The sequence below is a fragment of the Pseudomonas sp. RAC1 genome, from assembly GCF_030658255.1.
In the GTDB taxonomy this organism is placed as follows: domain Bacteria; phylum Pseudomonadota; class Gammaproteobacteria; order Pseudomonadales; family Pseudomonadaceae; genus Aquipseudomonas; species Aquipseudomonas boreofloridensis.
The window spans coordinates 137057-155451 of the sequence record NZ_JAUTXS020000032.1; the positions used below are offsets into that span (position 1 = coordinate 137057).

At 64.5% G+C, this 18395-nt stretch carries 18 protein-coding genes; 12 read left to right on the forward strand and 6 right to left on the reverse strand.

Going from position 1 to position 18395, the window contains the following annotated elements; genetic code table 11:
- The first annotated feature begins 34 nt into the window (after positions 1-34).
- The 7 genes from Q7C30_RS12100 (at position 35) to Q7C30_RS12130 (ending at position 9085) form a co-directional block, all read left to right on the forward strand.
- Entirely contained in the window at positions 35-634 is a 600-nt protein-coding gene (locus tag Q7C30_RS12100) for a LysE/ArgO family amino acid transporter (protein WP_039579738.1), read from the forward strand.
- Between the two features lie 201 nt (positions 635-835).
- Complete coding sequence (locus Q7C30_RS12105; RefSeq protein ID WP_029613794.1) at positions 836-1432, forward strand: Fe-Mn family superoxide dismutase; 597 nt, start codon at positions 836-838, stop codon at positions 1430-1432.
- A gap of 308 nt (positions 1433-1740) precedes the next feature.
- A complete protein-coding gene (locus Q7C30_RS12110; protein ID WP_317871629.1) occupies positions 1741-3792 on the forward strand; it encodes an EAL domain-containing protein in 2052 nt (683 codons plus the stop codon).
- Between the two features lie 160 nt (positions 3793-3952).
- Positions 3953-5287, forward strand: a complete 1335-nt coding sequence (locus tag Q7C30_RS12115; RefSeq protein WP_116888948.1) for an imelysin family protein — start codon at positions 3953-3955, stop codon at positions 5285-5287.
- A gap of 187 nt (positions 5288-5474) precedes the next feature.
- Positions 5475-6899 carry a di-heme oxidoredictase family protein gene (locus tag Q7C30_RS12120; RefSeq protein WP_317871630.1) on the forward strand — a complete coding sequence of 475 codons (1425 nt, stop codon included), beginning with the start codon at positions 5475-5477 and terminating at the stop codon, positions 6897-6899.
- 18 nt (positions 6900-6917) lie between these two features.
- The gene (locus Q7C30_RS12125) at positions 6918-7982 is read left to right on the forward strand and encodes an imelysin family protein (RefSeq protein ID WP_029613797.1); all 1065 of its coding nucleotides are present in this window, start codon (positions 6918-6920) and stop codon (positions 7980-7982) included.
- Positions 7983-7984: 2 nt separating this feature from the next.
- Positions 7985-9085, forward strand: coding sequence for a DUF1513 domain-containing protein (locus Q7C30_RS12130; RefSeq protein WP_317871631.1), 1101 nt, complete (start codon positions 7985-7987; stop codon positions 9083-9085).
- A gap of 96 nt (positions 9086-9181) precedes the next feature.
- On the opposite strand, the gene Q7C30_RS12135 is transcribed toward Q7C30_RS12130, so the two are convergent.
- The 5 genes from Q7C30_RS12135 to colR all read right to left on the reverse strand — a co-directional run bounded on the left by Q7C30_RS12135 (position 9182) and on the right by colR (position 12937).
- Positions 9182-9412 (reverse strand): hypothetical protein, encoded by a 231-nt coding sequence (locus Q7C30_RS12135; RefSeq protein WP_317871632.1) that lies wholly within the window; start codon positions 9410-9412, stop codon positions 9182-9184.
- A complete protein-coding gene (locus Q7C30_RS12140) occupies positions 9412-10110 on the reverse strand; it encodes a lipopolysaccharide kinase InaA family protein (RefSeq protein ID WP_029613800.1) in 699 nt (232 codons plus the stop codon). The genes Q7C30_RS12135 and Q7C30_RS12140 overlap by 1 nt, the downstream gene beginning before the upstream one ends.
- 7 nt (positions 10111-10117) lie before the next feature.
- Positions 10118-10798: a class I SAM-dependent methyltransferase gene (locus Q7C30_RS12145; RefSeq protein ID WP_295485540.1), complete on the reverse strand. Its 681-nt coding sequence runs from the start codon at positions 10796-10798 to the stop codon at positions 10118-10120.
- 155 nt (positions 10799-10953) lie between these two features.
- Positions 10954-12264, reverse strand: coding sequence for a HAMP domain-containing sensor histidine kinase (locus Q7C30_RS12150; protein ID WP_317871633.1), 1311 nt, complete (start codon positions 12262-12264; stop codon positions 10954-10956).
- A complete protein-coding gene (gene colR / locus Q7C30_RS12155) occupies positions 12254-12937 on the reverse strand; it encodes a two-component system response regulator ColR (RefSeq protein WP_039579755.1) in 684 nt (227 codons plus the stop codon). The genes Q7C30_RS12150 and colR overlap by 11 nt, the downstream gene beginning before the upstream one ends.
- Positions 12938-13125: 188 nt before the next feature.
- Here colR and Q7C30_RS12160 point away from each other — a divergent pair, with 188 nt between their 5' ends.
- Positions 13126-13851 (forward strand): phosphatase PAP2 family protein, encoded by a 726-nt coding sequence (locus Q7C30_RS12160; RefSeq protein WP_039579757.1) that lies wholly within the window; start codon positions 13126-13128, stop codon positions 13849-13851.
- A 16-nt stretch (positions 13852-13867) separates the two neighbouring features.
- Here the strand turns inward: Q7C30_RS12160 and gspK are convergent, their stop codons facing one another.
- Positions 13868-14833, reverse strand: a complete 966-nt coding sequence (gene gspK / locus Q7C30_RS12165) for a type II secretion system minor pseudopilin GspK (protein ID WP_317871634.1) — start codon at positions 14831-14833, stop codon at positions 13868-13870.
- Between the two features lie 133 nt (positions 14834-14966).
- Here gspK and tatA point away from each other — a divergent pair, with 133 nt between their 5' ends.
- From tatA to Q7C30_RS12185, 4 genes are all read left to right on the forward strand, one after another.
- Complete coding sequence (tatA, locus tag Q7C30_RS12170) at positions 14967-15170, forward strand: twin-arginine translocase TatA/TatE family subunit (RefSeq protein ID WP_029613804.1); 204 nt, start codon at positions 14967-14969, stop codon at positions 15168-15170.
- Entirely contained in the window at positions 15170-15433 is a 264-nt protein-coding gene (gene tatB / locus Q7C30_RS12175; protein ID WP_039579763.1) for a Sec-independent protein translocase protein TatB, read from the forward strand. Before tatA ends, tatB begins: the two co-directional genes overlap by 1 nt.
- The gene (tatC, locus tag Q7C30_RS12180) at positions 15430-16185 is read left to right on the forward strand and encodes a twin-arginine translocase subunit TatC (RefSeq protein WP_317871635.1); all 756 of its coding nucleotides are present in this window, start codon (positions 15430-15432) and stop codon (positions 16183-16185) included. Before tatB ends, tatC begins: the two co-directional genes overlap by 4 nt.
- 86 nt (positions 16186-16271) lie before the next feature.
- On the forward strand, positions 16272-18287 hold the full coding sequence (locus Q7C30_RS12185) for an HET-C-related protein (protein ID WP_317871636.1): 2016 nt from the start codon (positions 16272-16274) through the stop codon (positions 18285-18287).
- Positions 18288-18395: the final 108 nt, after the last annotated feature.

Genomic DNA, 18395 nt, shown 5'->3' on the forward strand with positions numbered 1-18395 from the left:
GCACCGTGCAGTGGCGCTCTTGGAGTCTATGGCCATGTGGCAAAGTTATATGAACGGCATGTTGGTGGCCTTCGGCCTGATCATGGCCATCGGTACGCAGAACGCGTTCGTCCTGGCCCAGAGTCTGCGCCGCGAACACCATGTGCCCGTGGCGCTGCTGTGTGTGGCCTGCGACGCGCTGCTGGTGGCCGCGGGTGTGTTCGGGCTGGCCACCGTGCTGGCCCACAACCCGATGTTGCTGGCGGCGGCGCGTTGGGGCGGCGCGCTGTTCCTGATCGGGTACGGCGCCAAGGCGCTGCAGCGCGCCTGCTCGAAACAGAGCCTGGCGCAGCAGGAGGGCCAGGGCCTGCGCTCACGGCGCGCGGTACTGCTCAGCGCCCTGGCGGTGACCCTGCTCAACCCCCATGTGTACCTCGACACCGTGCTGCTGATCGGCTCGCTGGGCGCCCAGCAGAGCGTCCCCGGCGCCTATGTGGCAGGGGCTGCGAGCGCTTCGCTGGTGTGGTTCTTCACCCTCGCGCTGGGCGCCGCCTGGCTCGCGCCCTGGCTGGCGCGCCCAACGACCTGGCGACTGTTGGACCTGATGGTCGCGGTGATGATGTTCGCGGTGGCAGCGCAGTTGATTCTCGGCTGATCGCCACGCGGCCTCCTGTCGCTGTCGCCACCCTCGCGCCGGAACCCTTAATCCCTATAGTTGTTGCGTGGTTATGCGCGGGGGCCGGTGCTATGATCGAACGCTTACGTCGCAAAGAGTAAAGACTCGCCGACGTACAAAGGGCCGCCCGTGATCGGCCCTGCGCAAACCGCGAACTAGACCTGAATCAGGAGATCCACCATGGCTTTTGAATTGCCGCCGCTGCCCTACGCCCACGATGCCCTGCAGCCGCACATCTCCAAGGAAACCCTGGAGTATCACCACGACAAGCACCACAACACCTACGTCGTGAACCTGAACAACCTGGTCCCAGGTACCGAATTCGAAGGCAAGTCGCTGGAAGACATCGTCAAGACGTCGTCGGGCGGCATCTTCAACAACGCCGCGCAGGTCTGGAACCACACCTTCTACTGGAACTGCCTGGCGCCCAACGCCGGCGGCCAGCCGACTGGCGCCCTGGCCGATGCCATCAACGCTGCCTTCGGTTCCTTCGACAAGTTCAAGGAAGAGTTCACCAAGACGTCGGTCGGCACCTTCGGCTCCGGCTGGGGCTGGCTGGTGAAGAAGGCTGACGGCTCCCTGGCCCTGGCCAGCACCATCGGTGCCGGCAACCCGCTGACCAGCGGCGACACCCCGCTGCTGACCTGCGACGTCTGGGAACACGCCTACTACATCGACTACCGCAACCTGCGTCCGAAGTACGTCGAGGCGTTCTGGAACCTGGTCAACTGGGCCTTCGTGGCCGAGCAGTTCGAAGGCAAGACCTTCAAGGCCTGATCAGCTCCAGCTCCACGAAAACCCGGCATTTGCCGGGTTTTTCGTTTTCGGGTGTGCGCCCTTGCAGCCGTACTGCACGGAGGGAGGCATTATCCGCCCCTCACGCTCTTGCCCCGCGCCCATAGCGCGCTAACATCAACCATCTGGAAAGTTGACGCAGGACATTCAAGTCCCCGGGTCGCTTAACCGATACAATCATCAGGGTGCATCCAGCGACGGGCTCCTCGCCTGCCGCGGCAATCGGTCGATAGTGTATTGCCAGGGTTGATGGCAAAATAATGGCATGCGCATGGATTAAGGAACCCCCTTTGAAGCTGGAATTTCGGAACAGCTTGTCCGTCAAGTTGCTCAGGGTCGTGCTGCTGGCGGCGCTCGCGGTGGGCGTGGTGCTCAGTTGCGCGCAGATCGTCTATGACACCTACAAGACCCGCCAGGCCGTCGACAACGACGCCCAGCGCATCCTCGACATGTTCCGCGATCCGTCCACCCAGGCGGTCTACAGTCTCGACCGAGAGATGGGCATGCAGGTCATGGAAGGTCTGTTCCAGGACCAGTCGGTGCGCATGGCCTCCATCGGCCACCCCAACGAGACCATGCTCGCGCAGAAATCCCGCCCGCTGCAGGACATGCCACTGCGCTGGCTGACCGACCTGATCCTCGGCCAGGAACGCACCTACACCACGCAACTGGTCGGTCGTGGCCCCTACAGCGAGTACTACGGCGACCTCAGCATCACCCTCGACACCGCCAGCTATGGCGAGGGCTTCCTGGTCAATGCGGTGATCATTTTCATCTCCGGCGTGCTGCGCGCCCTGGCCATGGGCCTGGTGCTTTATCTGGTCTACCACTGGCTGTTGACCAAACCGCTGTCGAGGATCATCGAGCACCTAACCCAGATCAATCCGGATCGACCCAGTCAGCACCAGATTCCCCAGCTCAAGGGCCATGAACGCAACGAACTGGGGCTGTGGGTCGACACGGCCAACCAACTGCTGGCCTCCATCGAGCGCAACACCCACCTGCGCCACGAAGCCGAGACCAGCCTGCAGCGCATGGCTCAGTACGACTTCCTCACCGGCCTGGCCAATCGTCAGCAACTGCAGCAGCAGTTGGACAAGATCCTGGCCGATGCCGGACGTCTGCAGCACCGGGTGGCGGTGCTGTGCGTGGGACTGGACGACTTCAAAGGCATCAACGAGCAATTCAGCTACCAAGTGGGCGACCAATTGCTGCTGGCCCTGGCCGACCGCCTGCGTGCCCACAGCGGTCGGCTCGGTGCCCTGGCGCGCCTGGGCGGCGACCAGTTCGCCCTGGTCCAGGCCAATATCGAACAGCCCTACGAAGCGGCGGAACTGGCGCAGAGCATTCTCGACGACCTGGACACCCCGTTCGCCCTCGACCACCAGGAAATCCGCCTGCGCGCCACCATCGGCATCACCCTGTTCCCCGAAGATGGCGACAGCACCGAAAAGCTGCTGCAAAAAGCCGAGCAGACCATGACCTTGGCCAAGGCCCGCTCGCGCAACCGCTACCAGTTCTACAGCGCCAGCGTCGACAGCGAAATGCGCCGCCGCCGCGAGTTGGAAAAGGACCTGCGCGAGGCGCTGCCGCGTAACCAGCTGTACCTGGTGTACCAGCCGCAGATCAGCTACCGCGACAACCGCGTGGTGGGCGTCGAGGCGCTACTGCGCTGGCAGCATCCAGAGCTGGGCATGGTGCCGCCGGACCAGTTCATTCCCCTGGCCGAGCAGAACGGCAACATCATCAGCATTGGCGAATGGGTGCTCGACCAGGCCTGCCGTCAACTGCGCGAATGGCACGACCTGGGCTTCAGTGACCTGCGCATGGCCGTCAACCTGTCCACCGTGCAATTGCACCACGCCGAGCTGCCACGGGTGGTCAACAACCTGTTGCAGGCCTATCGCTTGCCGCCGCGCAGCCTGGAATTGGAGGTCACCGAAACCGGCCTGATGGAAGACATCAGCACCGCCGCCCAGCACCTGCTCAGTCTGCGCCGCTCCGGCGCGCTGATCGCCATCGACGACTTCGGCACCGGTTATTCCTCGCTCAGTTACCTGAAGTCGCTGCCGCTGGACAAGATCAAGATCGACAAGAGTTTCGTCCAGGATTTGCTCGACGACGATGACGACGCCACCATCGTTCGCGCCATCATCCAACTGGGCAAGAGCCTGGGCATGCAGGTCATCGCCGAAGGCGTGGAAACCGCCGAGCAGGAAACCTACATCATCGCCCAAGGCTGTCACGAAGGTCAGGGCTACCACTACAGCAAGCCGCTGCCGGCGCGTGAACTCACGGCCTTCCTCAAGCAGGCCCAGCGCAACCAGGTGTCGGTGCTCTGATCGGCAGCGACCTCGAAGGTCGCGGCAACGCCATTTTCGCGAAAAGCGCGACTGACGCTTTACATCAAATGCAAATCTTTCGCATCATGTGCCGGTTCAGCGTGCCATCACGCACCGGCCGCACCACATGGTCCAACCACACGACGCAGGGATACTCACAATGATTCGAATGCCTCTGGCCTCCGCCAGTCTGCTGGCCATCGCCATCGCTCTCGCCGGTTGCGGCGAAGGCAAGGACGACAAGGCTGCCGCCCCGCAAGCCCAGGCACCGGCTGCCAGCACCGCTGCCAGCGCGCCGGCAGCGGTCGACGAGGCAGCGGCCAAGGCCGTGGTCAAGCAGTATGCCGACATGGTCCACGCGGTCTACAGCGACTCGCTGAGCACCGCCAAGCACCTGCAAACCGCCATCGACGCATTCCTCGCCCAACCCAACGACGACACCCTCAAGGCCGCCAAGCAGGCCTGGGTCGATTCGCGCGTTCCGTACCTGCAAAGCGAGGCCTTCCGCTTCGGCAACACCATCATCGACGACTGGGAAGGTCAGGTGAACGCCTGGCCGCTGGACGAAGGCTTGATCGACTACGTCGACAAGAGCTACGAGCACGCCCTGGGCAACCCGGCAGCCAACGCCAACATCATCGCCAACCCGGAAATCCAGGTGGGCGAAGACAAGATCGACGTCAAGGACATCACCCCCGAGAAGCTCGCCAGCCTGAACGAGCTCGGCGGTTCGGAGGCCAACGTCGCCACCGGCTACCACGCCATCGAATTCCTGCTCTGGGGCCAGGACCTCAACGGCACCGGCCCTGGCGCCGGCAACCGTCCAGCGTCGGACTACCTGGAAGGTCCAGGCGCCACCGGTGGTCACAACGACCGTCGCCGCGCCTACCTCAAGGCGGTGACCGATCTGCTGGTCAGCGACCTGCAGGAGATGGTCGACAACTGGGCACCGAACGTCGCCGACAACTACCGCGCCTCGCTGGAAGCCGAGCCGGTCAAGGACGGCCTGCGCAAGATGCTGTTCGGCATGGGCAGCCTGTCGCTGGGCGAACTGGCGGGCGAGCGCATGAAAGTCTCGCTGGAAGCCAACTCGCCTGAAGACGAGCACGACTGCTTCAGCGACAACACCCACTGGTCGCACTTCTACGACGCCAAGGGCATCCGCAACGTCTATCTGGGCGAGTACACCCGTCCCGACGGCTCCAAGGTCAGCGGCCCGAGCCTGTCGTCGCTGGTGGCCAAGATCGACCCGGCCACCGACGCTACGCTCAAGGCCGACCTGCAGGACACCGAGGCGAAGATCCAGGTGATCGTCGACCACGCGCTCAAGGGCGAGCACTACGACCAACTGATCGCTGCCGACAATGCCGCCGGCAATCAGATCGTGCGCGACGCCATCGCCGCCCTGGTCAAGCAGACCGGCGCCATCGAGCAGGCCGCCGGCAAGCTGGGCATCGACAACCTGAACCCGGATACCGCAGACCACGAGTTCTGATTCGGGCAAGGTGACTAAAAAGGGCGGCCTTCGGGTCGCCCTTTTTCATGGAGCAGGCGTGGCGGGCGATCCTGGTCCTGTGCACTGGCAACAGGCTTTTCACCCGGTAGTTGCAAATTGCTCTTATTCAAACATCCCCGTTTTGCTAAGCTTGCCGCCGGTTTTTCGCTCATGCTCAGGATTGTCGATGTCCTCGCCGCTGTCCCGACTGCCCCTCTTGCTGCTGGCTAGCGTCCTGGCCGCCTGTGACGACGCCCCGCGCTTCACCCAGGCCGAGCCCGGCGAAGCCCTGTCCGGCGGCCAGGCGACGGTGCTGCGCAGCGACCGCAATGCCTATTCCATGCCATCGGCCAATCTCACGCCCGAGCGGCGCCTGGATTTCAGCGTCGGCAACAGCTTCTTCCGTAATCCCTGGGTCATCGCGCCGTCCACCACCACCGCACGCGACGGCCTGGGCCCGCTGTTCAACACCAACGCCTGCCAGAACTGCCATGTGCGCGACGGTCGCGGGCACCCGCCCGAGGCCGATTCGAACAATGCCGTGTCGATGCTGGTGCGCGTGTCGATTCCTGACCAACCCGCCTACGTCAAGGAAATCCAGCGCCTGGGCGTGGTGCCCGAGCCGGTCTACGGCACTCAATTGCAGGACATGGCCATTCCCGGCGTGCGCCCCGAGGCCAAGGTGCGGGTGGACTACAGCGTCGAGCCGGTCACTTTCGAGGATGGCTACCAGGTCGAATTGCGCCGCCCGCGCCTGCAGATCACCCAGCTCGGGTACGGCCCGATGCACCCCGACACCCGTTTCTCCGCGCGCATCGCGCCACCGATGATAGGCCTCGGCCTGCTCGAAGCCATTCCCGAAGCCGCGATCCTGGCCAACGAAGACCCGCAGGACCGCAACGGCGACGGCATTCGTGGCCGCGCCAATCGGGTCTGGGACGACGCCCAGGGCAAGACCGTGGTCGGCCGCTTCGGCTGGAAGGCCGGGCAACCGAACGTCAACCAGCAGAACGTGCACGCCTTGGCCGGCGACATGGGCCTGACCAGCACCCTCAAGCCCGAGGACGACTGCACAGCAGCGCAGGTCGAGTGCCTGGCCGCGCCCAACGGTGACGGCCTGAACGGCGAGAAGGAAGTCAGCGACAACATCCTGCGGCTGCTCACCTTCTACACCCGCAACCTCGCCGTGCCCGCGCGGCGCAAGGTCGATGCACCCCAGGTCCTGACCGGCAAGACCTTGTTCTTCCAAGCGGGCTGCCAAGGCTGCCACACCCCGCAATTCACCACCGGCAGCAACAGCGAGCCGGAGTTGGCCAATCAGCTGATTCGCCCCTACAGCGACCTGCTGCTGCACGACATGGGGCCGGGCCTGGCCGACAACCGCAGCGAGTTCGCTGCCGGTGGTCAGGACTGGCGCACCCCGCCGCTGTGGGGCATCGGCCTGAGCGAAACCGTCAGCGGCCACACCCAGTTCCTGCATGATGGCCGCGCGCGCAACCTGCTCGAAGCCGTGCTCTGGCACGGGGGCGAAGCCGAGGCCGCACGCCGTCACGTACTGACCTTCGATGCCGAGCAGCGCGCCGCGCTGCTGGCGTTCCTGAACTCACTGTAATCGCGCAAGGAGCCGGGCATGTTCCGACCCAAACTGTTGTTCACCAGCCTCGCCGCCATCGCCCTGGGCGCCTGCTCGCCGCAGGATCCGCAAGCCGTCACCTCGGCCGCCATCGCCCAGCAGGTGATCCTGCCCACCTACAGCCGCTGGGTCGAAGCCGACCGTCAGCTGGCCGCCAGCGCGCTGGCCTACTGCGAAGGCAAAGAGAGCCTGGACAGCGCCCGCGCCGACTTCCTCAACGCGCAGAAAGCCTGGGCTGAACTGCAGCCGCTGCTGGTCGGACCGCTGGCCGAAGGCAACCGCGCCTGGCAAGTGCAATTCTGGCCAGACAAGAAGAACCTGGTCGGTCGCCAGGTCGAGCAACTGGTGGCTGGCGACACGCCGGTCGATGCCCAGGCGCTGAGCAAGGCCAGCGTGGTGGTGCGTGGCCTGTCGGCCTACGAGTACATTCTCTTCGACAGCAAGCCGGACATCGCCAGCGCCGAGCAGAAGGCGCGCTACTGCCCGCTGCTGGTGGCCATCGCCGAGCACCAGAAAGCCCTGGCCGAGGAGATCCTCAAGAGCTGGAACAGCACCGACGGCATGCTCTCGCAGATGACCAAGTTCCCCAACCAGCGCTACGCCGATTCCCACGAGGCCATCGCCGATTTGCTGCGGGCCCAGGTCACCGCACTGGACACGCTGAAGAAGAAACTCGGTGCCCCCATGGGTCGCCAGAGCAAAGGTATCGTCCAGCCACTGCAAGCCGAGGCCTGGCGCAGCCATTCCTCGCTCAAGAGCTTGGAAGCATCGCTCAAGGCGGCTGAAACGGTCTGGACCGGCGTCGACAACAAGGGCCTGCGCGGACTGCTGGGCAAGGACCAGAGCGCGCTGGCACAAAAGATCGACGATGCCTACGCCACTTCAGCCAAGCTGCTGGCCGACAATCAAAAGACCCTGGGCGAACTGCTCGCGGACGATACCGGCAAGCAAACCCTCAACCAGATCTACGACAGCCTCAACGTTGTCCACCGCCTGCACGAAGGCGAATTGGCCAAGGCGTTGAACATTCAGCTGGGCTTCAATGCCAACGACGGTGACTGATCATGCTGCGACGCCAGGCCCTCAAACTCGGTAGCGTACTGCTCAGCGCCCTGACGCTCGGCGGCTGGACGCTGATGCGCAACAAGGGCAGCGAGCCGCTGTTGCTGTCGGCGCGCGACGACACCGAGGGCGGCCACTATGCCGTGGCCTATCGCCTCGACGGCACTCAAGTGTTCGCCACCCAAGTGGCCCAGCGTTGCCATGCCATCATCCATCACCCCGAACAGCCGATCGCGCTGTTCGTGGCCCGCCGTCCCGGCACCGAGAGCTACCTGATCGACCTGCGCGACGGACGCCTGCTGCAAACCCTCGCCTCGCAGCCGAACCGGCATTTCTATGGCCACGCGGTCATCCACAAGGACGGCCAATGGCTGTACACCACCGAGAATGACACCCGCGATCCTGGACGTGGCGTGCTGGGGGTGTACCGGTTCGAGGGCGAGCGTCTGGTGTACACGGGTGAACTGTCCACCCACGGTATTGGCCCTCACGAGGTGGCCTGGATGCCCGACGGCGAAACCTTGGTGGTGGCCAACGGCGGCATTCGCACCGAGGCCGAAAGCCGGGTGGAAATGAACCTCGATGCCATGGAACCGAGCCTGGTGCTGATGCAACGCGACGGCACGCTGCTGAGCAAGGAAACCCTGAACCAGCAGATGAACAGCGTGCGCCATTTGGCGGTGGGCACCGACGGCACCATCCTGGCCTGCCAGCAGTTCATGGGCGGTGCCGAGGAGACCGCCGAGCTACTGGCGATCAAGCGCCCCGGTCAGCCGTTCCAAGCGTTTCCGGTAGCGGATCGGCAGTTGCAGTCGATGGCCCAGTACACCGCCAGCGTCGCGGTGCACAGCGACCTTCGCCTGGTAGCGCTGACCGCGCCGCGGGCCAATCGACTGTTCATCTGGGACATGGACAGCGGCGCGGTGAAACTCGATGCGCCGATGCCTGACTGTGCCGGCGTTGGCGCTGTCGCAGACGGTTTTGTGGTGACCTCCGGGCAAGGGCGTTGCCGGTTCTACGACTGCCGACAGCGCGAGCTGGTGGGTCAGCCGCTGAACCTGCCTTCAGGATTGTGGGATAACCACCTGCATCTGGTGGGATGATCCAGGCCTGCCCGGGCCACGTTGCTGAGACAGCATGTTTTCGGCAAAAACGCAAAGGGCCGCGAAGCGGCCCTGAAGTGCTGGAAAATCCAGGCGTCAGCCAAACGGCCTCAAGCCTTGGCGCATGCCGAACAGAAACAGCAATAGATCATTATCCGGTTTCGCCTGCCGCTGCTCCGCCTTGGCCACACGCGGCAACGCGCACTGGCCGGCAGCATCGCTCTTGCTGAACACCGTGGGCCGCGCTTCGCCCCAAGAGGCAGCAGCGACGGTGGTCACACCCAACGCCCCGACCAGGAACAAAGCTCGAGCTATTTCTAGTTTCATTACCCTAACCCTTTGACAGCGCTGCCAAACGCACTCTGATAAAAGTAGAGCAGAGTTTCAAATTCTGCCGTGTTCAGCGACGAATGGCGCCGAAGCTGGCGCAAGTCGTTGTAGGCAGCACGCTGACAACTGATGCGTCGGCGGCATTTTTCCAGATCCAGCAACGCCACTTCAGCGCGCATCTGATCATCCTCGCCGATCACCTTTACAAAAACATGCTTGCCGTACAGGCAGCCGTGTTGCCAATGCCCCAGGTGCATGCGCGCCAGATTGGCCGCCAGTTCTTCGAGCATGCGCTCGTGCAGCACCTGCGGGTAACGCTCACGGGCGCCCTCGGCATGCCACGTATCCAGGTCGACGAACCCGTCCAGCGCCTCGCTGACCAACAGCGCACGCCATTGCTGGTCGGCGTCGCGCTCGGCACCGGCGAACACGATGCGCGGAACACGTACCCCCAGTTGTTCGAAACTGGTGAGCGCATCCAGCTCGCGCAACACCGTCGGACGGCCAAACGGGTGCAACAGGCTGCGATAGATATGGCCTACCTGACGCTTGGCGTAGAGCAGGTGACCGCTACCATCGTCCAGACGCTGAACGCCGCTTTCGCCACCGCGGCGCTGGTTCGGCGCTTCGACCCACTCGCCCTGCTGCTGCCAGTAATAGTCGAACCGCGACGTCTGATCCCGAACTGTTGCCATGAAGCCGTTACCCCTTGCGTAATACATAAACTCGCCACATGGCATAGAACGGGAGGAAGTCCAGTCGTTCCTGAATCCTGAAGCCCGCCGAAACAAATTCCTGCTCAACCGTAGCAGCAGGTAACACAAAGCGATTCTGGTAACTGTCCTGCTCCACCTTGGCGCGGCGGCGTGCCTCGAGCTTCTGCCGGCGCCAGGCTTTGAAGTTGCCATCCACCCACAGCGAAAGTATCACGCTGTCGCGACTAACCCGCTGAAATTCAGAAAGAATCTGCTTGCGGTGAGCGGGATCGCCGATGTGGTGCAGCAGACGCATACAGAAGATGCTGTCAACCGCGTTATCAGGCAAATCGATGGCAAAGGCGGAAGTCTGCAAAGGTCGTACCCGCGCCACTACCTCTGGCGATTGCGCGGCACAGGCTGTCTCGATCATCGCCGCCGAGTTGTCGGCGCCAATGATCACGCGGTTGGGCTTTTCTGCCAGCAACGGCCAGAAGCGGCCGGCACCGCACGGCAAATCGAGCACCAGACCCGGTTCACCGGCCAGCGTCAGGGCGCGCCGGGCGAGTTGCTCGTCGCGCGCGTGGGACAGCCGCCGGGCCAGCCCTTCCTGGTGCTTGAGCAAGTACTCCCGCGCGTGTTGCTGATCGTACTTTTCGGAAAACGCGAGTTTGATAGGGCTACGCATGGACGGTCTCCTGAATCGATGCCGGCCACCTTAGGCGGGCAAGCGTCGGCATCAGGTCATGACCGTGTGAAAAATCTGTCACACCAAGGAGATAGGTCTTACGAGATATGTCGAAGAGGGTATGAGATCAGCGGGGCTTGAACAGCCCCGCGCTGCTACTGGGCCGGCTCTTGCTCTTGGAGCACCGGGCTGCCCTGGCTGAGATCGACCTGAAAGCGACAGCCGTGGGGCGAGGTCGCGGTGAGGGTCACCCGCCAGCCCTGGTCATCGCAGATCCGCTGTACCAGCGAAAGGCCCAGGCCGAGCCCTTCGCCACGCCGCTCGTCGCCGCGTACGAAGGGCTTGAACATGGCCTCGCGCTGTTCCTCCGGAATGCCCACACCGCTGTCCTCGACGCTGAAGCCACTGGCTTCCAGGCTCAGGCGGATATAGCCGCTGTCGGTGTAGTGCGCCGCATTGCGCAGCAGGTTGCCCATCACCGATTGCAGGAAGGTGGCGTTGTACAGGGTGGCACTGGCGCTGACCCGACCGTCGTAGTACAGCGTCAGGCCTTTCTGCTCGATGGTGTCGCGCCAGACACCGATCAGGTCGTCGCCCACCTCGCGCAGGCTCGCCCGCGAGGCCACCGCCCCTTCGTCGCGCTGGGCACGCGCCAACATCAGGAAGGTCTTGACCAGCTCGCGCATTTCCTCGGTGGCCCGCGCGATGCGCTCCACCTGGCTGCGTGACCGGCTGTCCAACCCTGGATTTTCCATCAGCAACTCGCACGAGGTGGCCAGCACCATCAGCGGGGTGCGCAACTCATGGCTGACGTCGCTGGTGAACAGGCGCTCGCGGGTCAACGCATCGCGCAGCCGACCCAGGGTGTCGTCGAAGGCCACGGCCAATTGGCCGACTTCATCGGCCGCGTAGTCCGGTGCCAGCGGCGGTGCCAGGCCGAGCAGTTGATCGCGATGACGCACCTGGCGAGCCAGGCGGATCACCGGCGCCATCACCCGGCGCGCCAGCAGCCAGCCGAGGAAGGCCGCCAGCGCCAGGCTGAGCACGAAGCCCACGGTCACCACGGCGAACAGCACCCGTTCGCGCTCCTCGAAGTCACTCTGGTCCTGCAGCAGGACGTAGTGGCGGCCGTCCACCACCTCGACCATGGCGTGGTAGGACAGTTGGTCGCGGAACACCTCATGGAAGCCGGCTTCCAGATGGCGCAGGTCCTTGGGCAACTCGAAATCGTCGCGCCCGCCGTCGAAGTAGAACAACTGGTCCGGACGCGGGCGATGGCTCCAGTCGCTGACACTGTCCATGCGCAGCAGGCGCTGCAGATCGCCACCGAGCACCGAGGAAATAAGGCGCTCTTCGACCAGGTGGACGGTGGCGACGATGCCGAAGGCGAACGCCCCGGCGACCAGCGCGCTCATCAACGCGAAGGCGATGATGATGCGCTGGGCAAGGCTTTGCTTAAACTCCATCGCGACCCTCGGCGAGGCGATAGCCGACGCCATGGACGGTATGCAGCAGGGGCTTTTCGAACGGTTTGTCGATCACTTGGCGCAACTGGTGCACATGGCTGCGCAGGCTGTCGCTGTCGGGGCAGTCATCGCCCCACAGGGCCTCTTCGAGCACCTCGCGGCGCAGCACGTGCGGGCTTTTCTGCATGAGCACCGCCAGCAGTTTCAGGCCCACGGGGTTGAGTTTGAGCAGCTTGCCCTGCCGGGTTACCTCCAGAGTGTCCAGGTCGTAGCTCAGGTCGGCCACTTGCAAGGTGCGCCGCCCGCCGCCCTGGGCGCGACGCAGCACCGCTTCGATGCGCGCCGACAGCTCGGACAGGGCGAACGGTTTGAGCAGGTAATCGTCGGCCCCGGAACGGAAGCCCTGCAGGCGGTCGTCCAACTGGTCGCGGGCGGTGAGCATGATCACCGGGGTGTCGCGGCGGGCGTCTTCGCGCAGGCGCTTGCACAGGGTATAGCCATCGATGCCCGGCAGCATGATGTCGAGCACGATCAGGTCGTAGTGTTCGGTGGCGGCCAGGTGCAGGCCCGACAGGCCGTCCTGGGCGCAGTCGACGGTGTAGCCTTTCATGCCCAGGTAGTCGGCCAGGTTGGCGAGGATATCGCGGTTGTCTTCAACCAGTAGAATGCGCATCGGGGTCTCCTGTGCGGCGCTTCGCTGTGCGCGGCAGGCGCAGCTTACGGCCAATGGCCAGGCATCGCCAGCCTTGACGAACATTCAAGGCAACTGACGTTTTTTTCACGCAAGCTTCACGCACCCAGCATAGCGACAGCCCGAGAATGCCCGATCTTTTGCCTTAAGCCCGTGCCTCAGGAGCCGCCATGCACCCCACCCGTCCCCGTCCGATCAATCTCTGGCTGTACCTGGGTGTTCCGCTGGCGGTCGCGGTGGCGCTGCTGTTGCTCGAACTCACCTCCCTGGACATGGACCTGGCCAAGCTGATGTTCGATCCCTCGGCCGGTCAATTCATCGGGCGGCGCAGCTACTTCCTGGAGACCGTGCTGCACGACTGGGTCAAGCAGGCAGTGATCGGCGTAGGACTGCTCTCGGTCGGTGCGTTGATCCTCAGCTTCCTCTGGTCGGGCCTTTCCAGTTGGCGCCGCGAGTTGGGTTGCCTGGTGCTGGCGCTGGCCATCTCCACCGGCATGGTCACCCCGCTCAAGCAATTGACGGGCGTGCAATGCCCATGGAGCCTCACCGAATTCGGCGGCAAGGAAACCTACAGCAAGCTGCTCGAAACCCGTCCGGCCACCGACAAGCCAGGCCTGTGCTGGCCGGGCGGGCATGCCACCACCGGTTTCAGCCTGTTCGCCCTGTTCTTCGTGCTGCGCGACCGCAAGCCACGCCTGGCCCGCGCCGCATTCGGCCTGGCCGCAGGCCTGGGCATCGTGCTGTCACTGGGCAGGATGATGCAGGGCGCGCATTTCCTCTCGCATAACGTCTGGACGGCGGTGTTCTGCTGGCTGATCGGCCTGGGCTGCTATTACCTGCTGCTGTATCGCCGTGGGTCGACGCAAGCCGCGCTGGCCGAACGCCGGTTGGCATGAGGCCGGGCCGACTCACTCAGGGCAGGGGCTCGCGCGCCCTGACCCGTACCTGCTGCGCCGGCACCCGGGCATGCCATTGCACCACGCCGAGCGCCTCCACCTGGAACTGGCTGCGCACCACCTGCCCCGCTTCCTCGAAGGACAACTGCAACAGGAAATGCCCGCTGTTGAGCAGCAACCCTTCGCTGAGCCGGGTGAAGGTCTCGTCGTCCACCGCCCCCAGCGCCTGACGCAGCGCCGAAGCATCGACATACCCAGAAGGCGGACGATTGCTGACGATCCGGCTCAGCAGCGCGCGTGAAAAGCGGCCTTCGTAGAGTGCTTCGAGCAAGGGCAGGTGTTGCAGGTCGAGGGCGTTGGCATTCAGCCGCCAAGCGCTGGTCAGCGGCAGCGCGCAGAGCATCGGGTAGCGCGCCTGGCGCAGCGCATCGGGTTCGAGCAGCAGGTTGAGCTCACTGGTATCGAGCATGGGCTGGTTGGCGGCCAGGCGCGGCGGGCGCTGACGCAGGTACTGCGCACTCTCGGCGCCGTGCAGGCGGCTGTCGCTGTCGGGGTCCAGCCAGTCGGCCAAGGCATCGACCAGCCGCTCGGCGGCCAGGTCGTCACCGAGCAGGCGCCGCAGTTGCCGTTCGGCGCGCTCGGCATCCTCGCCGAGCAGCGCGTTGACATTGAAGCAACTGTGCTGGTCGCGCACCTGCAAGCGCGCCGTGCCTGCACCGAAGTCATAGCTCAGTGCCTGACCGCGCAGGGCCTGCCAGAACAGCGGACTGGCGCGCCAGGCTGGATCGCGCAAGGCCTGGCTGGCATAGGCCAGGCCCGCCTGTTCCATGGCGCGGATCTGCACGCGCTGGCGCAGCAAGCGGGTTTCGTCCACCTGGCGCCGTCCCTCCTCCACCAGCCAGGCCAGACCCGCCGCCAGCATGCCCAATGCCAGCATCACCATCAGCAGGGCCACGCCCCGTTGTCGTTCGGCACTGTTCACAGGGCGCCTCGTCGTTCATCGAAGGCGACAGTCAACAGGGCGGGTGTTGCAGAGAGATGGCAGCCGTCACCTGAGCGTCATCTGAGCCAGGCAGGATTGGCGCTCTTTTCGCGACCTGACGGAGTTTTCGCACATGGGTGGTATTGGCATCTGGCAACTGGTGATCGTGCTGTTGATCGTCTTCCTGCTGTTCGGCACCAAGCGCCTCAAAGGCCTGGGCAGCGATGTCGGCGAGGCCATCCAGGGCTTTCGCAAGTCGATGGGCGGCGAGAGCGACAGCAAAGCTGCAGCCGACACCCAGGTTCAGGCGCAACAGTCGACGGAACGCCAGGGCTGATGTTCGAGGTCGGCTTCAGCGAGCTGCTGCTGGTGGGCATCGTCGCGCTGCTGGTACTCGGTCCCGAGCGATTGCCGGTGGCGCTGCGTAGCGTCGGTCGCGGTCTGGGCCAGGCGCGCCGGGCGATGAACCAGTTGCGCGCCCAGGTCGAGCGGGAGATCGACCTGCCGGCACTGGACAGCGCGCCGCTGCGCGCGCTCGAACAGGAGATCCGTGAAGGCGTGCGCCTGACCGAGGCCCCGGCCAAGGAGCCCACGCCATGAGCCTGGTACTGCCCGAACACAGGGCCCTGCCGCTGACCGAGCACCTGCGCGATCTGCGCCGGCGCCTGCTGCGCATGCTGCTGGCCCTGGCGCTGGCGTTCGCCGCGCTGTTCCCCTTCGCCCAGACGCTCTACACCCTGGTTTCCGAACCCCTGCGGCGCTACCTGCCCGAAGGCGCGAGCATGATCGCCACCAGCGTCACATCACCCTTTCTCACGCCGTTCAAACTGACCGCGGTGTGCGCCGTGTTCATCAGCATGCCGCTGCTGCTGCATCAGGTCTGGGGCTTCATCGCCCCGGGTCTGTACCGGCGGGAAAGACGCATTGCCGTGCCGCTGCTGGTGTCGAGCATCCTGCTGTTCTACGGCGGCATGGCGTTCGCATTCTTCCTGGTGTTTCCACTGATGTTCGCGTTCTTCGCCAGCGTGACACCGGACGGGGTGGCGATGATGACCGACATCGGCCAGTACCTGGACTTCATCCTGGCACTGTTTCTGGCGTTCGGCCTGGCATTCGAAATCCCGGTGGCCACCTTCATCGTGGTCTGGGCGGGGCTGACCGATGTCTCCAGCCTGCGCCGCAGTCGCCCTTACGTGATCGTCGGGTGCTTCGTGGCCGGGATGATCCTGACGCCGCCCGATGTGTTTTCCCAGACCCTGCTGGCCGTGCCGATGTGGCTACTGTTCGAGGCGGGCCTGCTGGCCTGCGCCGCGCTGCGCTCGCCGCAGCCCGCCGGCGAAACCTCGGCATAGCCTGCACAGCGGGAAGGGGTTGCAGGCTCCAAGCAGCCCAGCGCTACTCACATGCTGGAGACTTCACCTGCCGATGAGTCTCCCCCATGACCGCCGCGACCCTGCACACCACCTTCGCCCTGGACCGTCTGACGCAACTGGCCGAGCACCTTTCTTCGACGCAGTTCCACTCGCTGCTAGCCCCGGTGTTCGGTGACGACCTGCCTGCCACGTGCTACCAGCGACTGCATGACGCACTGCGCAACGGCACTGTGCGTAACCCCAGTCACCGGATCGACCCTGAATTGCCCGGCAAAGCCTGCTACGACAACCTCACCCGCTGCATCCACCTGCACCCACAACTGATCGCCGATGCGCGCCAGGCGCCGCAGATGAGCTGCGAGCTCGCCACCGTGCTGCTCCACGAGTTCGGCCATCATCTGGACAACCTGCTGCGCCACGATTACGCGCCGCTGCGCGAGCAGGGCACAACGCTGGCCGAGGACGCCGCGCTCGAGGAAGGCGCACGTTTCGCTCATCTGTTCAGCTCGGCTGCGCATAGCCAGCCTGGGCTGCACTGGGTCGCACGACTGGTCGAAGGCCAACGCAGCCTCAGCTTCGAAGTCGAGGGGCAGGCATTGCAGGTGTACCTAAGTCAGCACCAGGGTGAACAGGCGCAACGGATCGAAGCCGCCACCAGTTCGCGCGAAGGCTTTTCGGCTGGACGTGGCGACAAGAACCGTCCAGAGCTGTCATGGGGTCACGAGTCGATCGAGGAGGACCTGAAGCTGGCCGGTTTCAACGCCCAGCAACGCCACGCCATCTACTTCGGCAACTGGCTGCGCGACTATTCGCAGTTGCTCGACCCCAAGCTGGTCAGAGCAATCGACGCGCCCAAGGACTTCCCGGCCAAGCTGTCGCGGGAGGTGCTGACGCAATTGGTCGACCTGCTCGCGCTCAGGGCCTTTCCCAAGCTGCAAGAGACGCCGCAAGGGCGCAGCGAGTACACCGTCACCCCACAGATGCTGGGGGTCTATCGGCCCAGCGAACACATCGACAACCCGTTCAACCCCAGTCCTGCAGCCTCGGATCCACGCCGCATCGACCCGGATTTCGAAGCACCTGTGGGCAAGGACGATGCGTTGTTGCAGGTCGATGCGAAGACCTCGATGAAGCGCTACATCAGCACATCGGTCGAATTCATGTGCGAACGCCTGGGTGTGGCCATGGCCGAAGGCCCGACCGCCAAGGGATTGCGTGAGTTCGGCGCTGCCTTGCATGTGCTGGAGGACTACTTCGCCCACTCCAACTACGCCGAACTGGCCCTGCGCCAACAAGGCCACGACACGGTGCTGACCTGGACCGCACAGGCCGACTGCACCCACGGCTGGCCAGTGGTGACCGGCATGTTCGGCGGCAGCGATGTGATCGCCAGCCTCGCCGAGCCCATGGCCAAGGTGCTGTTCCCGGTGTCCGCCGGCTTCAAGGAGATCACCCCCGGCCAGCGTGCCGACGAAGAACTGGCGCTGCTGATCCTGCTGCGCGATCACCCCGATCCGAAGTGGCAGGAATACCTCAAGACCTCACTGGAGGTGCGCGACACCCTGGCAGATATCCCCGGCTTCAATGGCGTGCGCCTGGTGTCATGGATTCTCGGCTCCCCCCTGCGCGGGGTAGCGGACCTGACCAAACTCGGCTACCAGGCCATTCTCAACCTGGCCGGCAACACGGTGGACGACATCCAGACCCTCACCCAGGGCAACCCGATGCTCACCGGCTCCACCCACCCGACCCACTCGCAATTGGCCAAGGACCATGACGTCCACCCACTGCACACCTTGGCGACACTGATGGCCCGCGTGGCGGTGCGCGAGGTCGGCTTTGCGCTGTACAAATACTGGGAGGGGGGCCGCCTGCGCGATCCGGTGAAGGTCGCTCGCGCCTTTTTCACCCATCCCAACGACAGCGACTGGCAGCACGAGCTGGTCCGTAAATGGGCCAGCGAGCATCCCGACAACATTCGTCAGGCCAGCGACGCCAGCGTGTTCGAAAAGCTCCAGATTCCCCACACCCCAACCGTGGACAAATCGGTCTGGGAACGTCTGGCCGGGCTGTTCGACTGACCGCCTGAAAACGACAAGCCCCGGCAGAAGACTGACGGGGCTTGTCGATTGCAGTGCGTCAACGCGAGAACGACGACGCTAGGCTCTGTTTTCAACGCAGGATGAACG

What these genes read in the sequence shown, in the direction of transcription:
- Q7C30_RS12140 (WP_029613800.1), bottom strand. Translation starts at nt 10,110, where the DNA reads ATGGCAACAGTTCGGGATCAGACGTCGCGGTTCGACTATTACTGGCAG.
- tatB (WP_039579763.1), top strand. Translation starts at nt 15,170, where the DNA reads ATGTTCGAGGTCGGCTTCAGCGAGCTGCTGCTGGTGGGCATCGTCGCG.
- Q7C30_RS12125 (WP_029613797.1), top strand. Translation starts at nt 6,918, where the DNA reads ATGTTCCGACCCAAACTGTTGTTCACCAGCCTCGCCGCCATCGCCCTG.
- colR (WP_039579755.1), bottom strand. Translation starts at nt 12,937, where the DNA reads ATGCGCATTCTACTGGTTGAAGACAACCGCGATATCCTCGCCAACCTG.
- Q7C30_RS12120 (WP_317871630.1), top strand. Translation starts at nt 5,475, where the DNA reads ATGTCCTCGCCGCTGTCCCGACTGCCCCTCTTGCTGCTGGCTAGCGTC.
- tatC (WP_317871635.1), top strand. Translation starts at nt 15,430, where the DNA reads ATGAGCCTGGTACTGCCCGAACACAGGGCCCTGCCGCTGACCGAGCAC.
- tatA (WP_029613804.1), top strand. Translation starts at nt 14,967, where the DNA reads ATGGGTGGTATTGGCATCTGGCAACTGGTGATCGTGCTGTTGATCGTC.
- Q7C30_RS12150 (WP_317871633.1), bottom strand. Translation starts at nt 12,264, where the DNA reads ATGGAGTTTAAGCAAAGCCTTGCCCAGCGCATCATCATCGCCTTCGCG.
- Q7C30_RS12160 (WP_039579757.1), top strand. Translation starts at nt 13,126, where the DNA reads ATGCACCCCACCCGTCCCCGTCCGATCAATCTCTGGCTGTACCTGGGT.
- Q7C30_RS12185 (WP_317871636.1), top strand. Translation starts at nt 16,272, where the DNA reads ATGACCGCCGCGACCCTGCACACCACCTTCGCCCTGGACCGTCTGACG.
- Q7C30_RS12135 (WP_317871632.1), bottom strand. Translation starts at nt 9,412, where the DNA reads ATGAAACTAGAAATAGCTCGAGCTTTGTTCCTGGTCGGGGCGTTGGGT.
- Q7C30_RS12100 (WP_039579738.1), top strand. Translation starts at nt 35, where the DNA reads ATGTGGCAAAGTTATATGAACGGCATGTTGGTGGCCTTCGGCCTGATC.
- Q7C30_RS12105 (WP_029613794.1), top strand. Translation starts at nt 836, where the DNA reads ATGGCTTTTGAATTGCCGCCGCTGCCCTACGCCCACGATGCCCTGCAG.
- Q7C30_RS12130 (WP_317871631.1), top strand. Translation starts at nt 7,985, where the DNA reads ATGCTGCGACGCCAGGCCCTCAAACTCGGTAGCGTACTGCTCAGCGCC.
- Q7C30_RS12115 (WP_116888948.1), top strand. Translation starts at nt 3,953, where the DNA reads ATGATTCGAATGCCTCTGGCCTCCGCCAGTCTGCTGGCCATCGCCATC.
- Q7C30_RS12145 (WP_295485540.1), bottom strand. Translation starts at nt 10,798, where the DNA reads ATGCGTAGCCCTATCAAACTCGCGTTTTCCGAAAAGTACGATCAGCAA.